Source organism: uncultured Muriicola sp., from assembly GCF_947258935.1.
In the GTDB taxonomy this organism is placed as follows: domain Bacteria; phylum Bacteroidota; class Bacteroidia; order Flavobacteriales; family Flavobacteriaceae; genus Muriicola.
In genome coordinates, this window is sequence record NZ_CAMYKH010000113.1 from 1 (window position 1) to 4,294 (window position 4,294).

Annotated in this window: 4 protein-coding genes; 2 read left to right on the plus strand and 2 right to left on the minus strand. The window is 39.8% G+C overall.

Features of this window, described 5'->3' with window-relative positions; translation table 11 throughout:
• Positions 1–144 precede the first annotated feature (144 nt).
• Positions 145–1,968 (minus strand): tetratricopeptide repeat protein, encoded by a 1,824-nt coding sequence (locus Q0X72_RS13165; protein ID WP_297766323.1) that lies wholly within the window; start codon positions 1,966–1,968, stop codon positions 145–147.
• Between the two features lie 376 nt (positions 1,969–2,344).
• A complete protein-coding gene (locus Q0X72_RS13170; RefSeq protein ID WP_297766326.1) occupies positions 2,345–2,992 on the minus strand; it encodes a class I SAM-dependent methyltransferase in 648 nt (215 codons plus the stop codon).
• Positions 2,993–3,537: 545 nt separating this feature from the next.
• Between Q0X72_RS13170 and Q0X72_RS13175 the strand changes: the two genes are divergently transcribed.
• Entirely contained in the window at positions 3,538–3,756 is a 219-nt protein-coding gene (locus Q0X72_RS13175; RefSeq protein ID WP_297766329.1) for a hypothetical protein, read from the plus strand.
• A 40-nt stretch (positions 3,757–3,796) separates the two neighbouring features.
• Positions 3,797–4,123: a hypothetical protein gene (locus Q0X72_RS13180; RefSeq protein WP_297766332.1), complete on the plus strand. Its 327-nt coding sequence runs from the start codon at positions 3,797–3,799 to the stop codon at positions 4,121–4,123.
• Positions 4,124–4,294: the final 171 nt, after the last annotated feature.

Here is a 4,294-nt window from a genome sequence, read left to right on the forward strand (position 1 = left end):
CCTGTGATATGTTTACAGTATCACAAGGTTTAGATGCATTCAAATACTTGGTGGGCGTTGGAGAAATCGCAATTTTTGAAAAGCAAATTTTGTGAAAATCAAAAGCAAACCAATCGGAAGCTATCAGGGTTTATTTTTATTGACCTATTTCAAAGACTCCTGGAATTTTTTTCTATTATATGCTTCCTTCCGCCGGCGGTAAGTCTCAGCATTTTTTGGATCTAGCTCTATGGCTTTGTCATAATCAGAGATGGCTTTGTCATACTGGGCTAATGATCTGTAAGCCAGACCCCGATAATGGTAATTCGTAGCATTTTTTGGATCTAGCTCCATTGCCTTGTTGTAATCAGAGATGGCCTCGTCTATCCAGCCTTTAAGGTAATAGGCATATCCACGCATTCGATAATCTACAGCAGATTTTGGATTTATTAGCTCTATCGCTTTGCTATAATCAGAAATGGCTTTGTCATATTCTTCTTTACTATAATATAGAAGTCCCCGATTTATGTAGGACTCAACATATTTTAGTTCTATGGCCTTGTTGTAATCAGATATGGCTTTATCAAACTGGCCCTTTTCTCTATAGGCCAAACCCCGATTATTGTAAGCTTCCCCATACTTCGGGTTTATCTCTATGGCCTTACTATAATCAGAAATGGCATCGTCATACTGGCCTTTATCATAATAGGCAAGTCCCCGATGGAAGTAAGCCGTACCATTTCTTGGATTTATCTCTATGGCTTTATTGTAATCAGAGATGGCTTTGTCAATTTTTTTAAGGTGGAACCTCGCCTCCCAACCTTTACATTGAGTTTGCACAACAAGTCTTGCAGGATCATCACTAAGTTTTGTGATTCTTAATTCGTCTTTGCATTGACCTCCCCCAGCAATTGGCCATGTAAGGAATAAAGTTGAATTTTCTACGTGCCCATATACTTCATCATAGCCGTTGCCTAAAGTATCTGTTCCACGAAAACCAGTTAATTGAACCTTGTTTCCATCAATTTTGGCAATTTTTAATTTATATTTAGCAGACCCGCCGTCTGCAAGGGGCAACCAGCCTTCCCACTGATCAGGCAAATTGTCTATAAAATACCTACCTTCAATACGCATGACCCAGGCAGGGCGATCTACAACAACTACCTTGCCATTGGCATCGATCCTTGTTGTCCAGAATTCTGTCCAAACAAGATGTGGAGCAAGATGTGGATTAAGTAGGATAAAAGCAACGTCCGTTGCTGATGGAAGATCCGATGTAACATGCAAATGCCCAACCGAACGACCCTTTTTGCCGTCTATCTGTGATGGCGTTTTAAGAATCGTATGGTGCAGTTTCTTAATATTTAGAACCTGCGATCCATCTGCAGATAGTGTTATCTTGTAGTCACCTCCTAGCAAAACAACGTTAGGGTCTGCGTTTCCAGGTGTCAAATAAACGGTAATGGTTGAATCTAACTCTCTCAATACATTAACGTTGTATGGTATATGTTTTTTAAGAATACGCCTTGCGTTTACTACTGCAGCGGCAAATTGATTAGTATTTTCTGTTTGATGATTTACATCTGCACGCTGGCAATTACATCTCTCGGTGCAAACATATACATAACCGGCTTTGAATTTCTTAACTTCCTCAATGTATTGACCGAAATAAACGTACCACCTATCGCCCTCTTTCTCTGTGAACCAGACTCCAAGTTTACTTTTATCCGGATTGGATGCGAATAGCATATCTGTCGCGATCCAGGCCGCACACTCATTTTGATACAGTTCTTTCCCCCTTCTCTCTATACTTAGTATTTCGTTGGCGATTTCTTCCGGCACATCTTCAATGCCTTCTCCGTACAAATGTTCGTCCCCTGAATCTCCCATCTGGTTCGTCTTCGGGACTCCACAAGATAAGCAGATAAGACCAACCACGGCTCCAATTAGAATCAACACAATACTGGTCAGCCGATGGTTCAATTTCATGATTGGTTTGTTCGGAAACATCACATTCCCCTTCTTGATCTTACATAACATATGTACTATCCAGCTTCTCGTTAGTAGACGATTTTCTTAAAAAGTTGAACCACTATTATAATTCTACTCTATATTGACGCATGACTCAAGTGAAGGCCATTCAGCCTTTTGTAGTCCTGCACAGGCACGTTTTTTATTATAAACAGATCTTACTATTAGGGTATGTGAAAATTTCGATATAGAAAATTGAAAATATATGCCTAAAAATCAAATAACAGGGAGTACAGATATATTGAGATAATCTGTATTTTGCCAAAATTGCAGATATCATAATATGATATCACAACAATATTAAGGTCCTAAAAAGCTTTGGTTAATTGAATTGTTAGGCGGTGCCCCCTTCTTGTTTTATGCATTTGACGGCGAACCATCCTTTATTCTTATCCTCAAGTGCATTAAATTCCGAGTACCCAACACCTTCCAATAATTCTTGAAATTCATCGATGCTTAGATACGTCATTCCAATGGCATCTACAATACGCTGATTTCTGCGGTCGTATTTTTTGTTTTTATAAACGGCTCCCACGATAAGGAGTTGTCCGTTTTGCTTCGTAACTCGATGAACCTCTTTGAGGTCATTACGAAAATCTGGCCAGAAATAGTGGGTCTCAAAAGCGGTGATGAGACCAAAAGCACCATCGCTGAATCTCATCGAAGAGACAGTCTCTTGAAATATTTCCACTCGTCCTTCGTTAATAAGCGCACGATTCTTTTTCGAGGCCACTACAACAGCATCTGGCGAATAGTCAATGCCGACGACTTTGCCATCTGTAGCGATTCCTGCAAGTCGCTCAACAGTCCTTCCACCGCCACATCCAATGTCAAGTGCGTCTATATCACTTACGATGTCGATAAAGCCTAAACCCCATCTCGTGAGACCGGAATGCCCAAAATTCATTCCCCTAGCGAGAAATCGACCAAATCGCCCACTAGGTTTTTTGCTCTGAATTAGCATTCTTTTTAACAAGCTCATACAAGACTCTTTTCTATCTGCAGTATTGCACCGCCTAACATTGATATTCGATTGGCGTCAATTTTACGCCCCATATGAAGGATGCTATCAAGACGTCTATATAACAAACACCAAGGCGGAATAAAAAATAGCCGATTTCAGCCCACCATCGTATTTGTGATTAAATTTATATAAGGAAATTCGGATTACATATACATTGAGAAACTAACAACTTTCACACTAAATAAAATTATTGCAGATACCAAATGGGTATATGCAACTTATCGAATCTTCGGTTCGAGTGTCAAATCATGATTTCAAGAAATAGCGCAGATATCCCAAATTTCGAAAGCCACAAAAGATCTATAGCTACGTCAAAAAATATTTGTGCTATTAAGTACAAATTTATGTATATATATTAACAATAATTTGAACAAATAAATACAAATCGATCGAATAGTAGAGAGCGTCAAGTTTTCGATGCTCAGGAAAGTGGAACGGCTTCACATAGTTAATAATTTTACGGCTCGCCTCTGGCGGTCCAGATGTTAGCTTTCTCGGGGCTAATGGTATCGGCAAAAGACATTGCCTCTCAAAATAGAGGAACCAGCGTTGATTTCGAAGACTGCCTGGGATTGGCCGAGGCTCGACAAGAAGAAATTGATATAAAAAGACTTATCCACCATTTTTATGAAATGGTTAGCTACGACGTGGCTGAAGATCGATTAAGGCCAAATATCGATCATTTCCTGGGATTGTTACGAGAGAAGGGGCTTTATGACTGACAGAAAACTTTTGACCAGCGTATCGAAACTCGGCTTTCCAATGTTTGAGACAAGCGAAGAACCGGATGTCAACGAAACCTTGGCTGAGGTAGTTAAAAGCCATGATACCCGGCTTTGGGAAGGTTTTCCTGTGTTGCTTGCAAAGGCGGGAGAAAGTCATCAGTTTGCACCAGAACAGGTCAAACAGCAATTGACGACAAAAGAACAGAGAGACCAATTTCACAAATTGATGCTATTGTCCGGAGCCCTGTTCTCGCTTTATCACCTATCGTTTTCATGGTGGAACAAGCTTAAAAAAACCTTTCCGAAGAAGATAAAGATATGGTCAAGACATGGAGGAACCGTTTGGTTCATAACCAAACTCTAAAATGTAATGATACAGAATTTGATCCACAACGTTTGAAAGGAATGTTTGAGCTTTATTATGAGAAAAAGGCCGAAAAAGACAGACGAATAAAAGAAAAATATGTGGAATTTTCTCTGGAACACGCACTGTCACAAGTTTTTTCACCAAAACAGAAGGAACTGTTCAAGAAGA

Bases quoted from the DNA above. Each gene is read 5' to 3' on its own strand.
- Q0X72_RS13180 (WP_297766332.1), top strand. From the start codon at position 3,797: ATGTTTGAGACAAGCGAAGAACCGGATGTCAACGAAACCTTGGCTGAG.
- Q0X72_RS13170 (WP_297766326.1), bottom strand. From the start codon at position 2,992: ATGAGCTTGTTAAAAAGAATGCTAATTCAGAGCAAAAAACCTAGTGGG.
- Q0X72_RS13165 (WP_297766323.1), bottom strand. From the start codon at position 1,968: ATGAAATTGAACCATCGGCTGACCAGTATTGTGTTGATTCTAATTGGA.
- Q0X72_RS13175 (WP_297766329.1), top strand. From the start codon at position 3,538: ATGGTATCGGCAAAAGACATTGCCTCTCAAAATAGAGGAACCAGCGTT.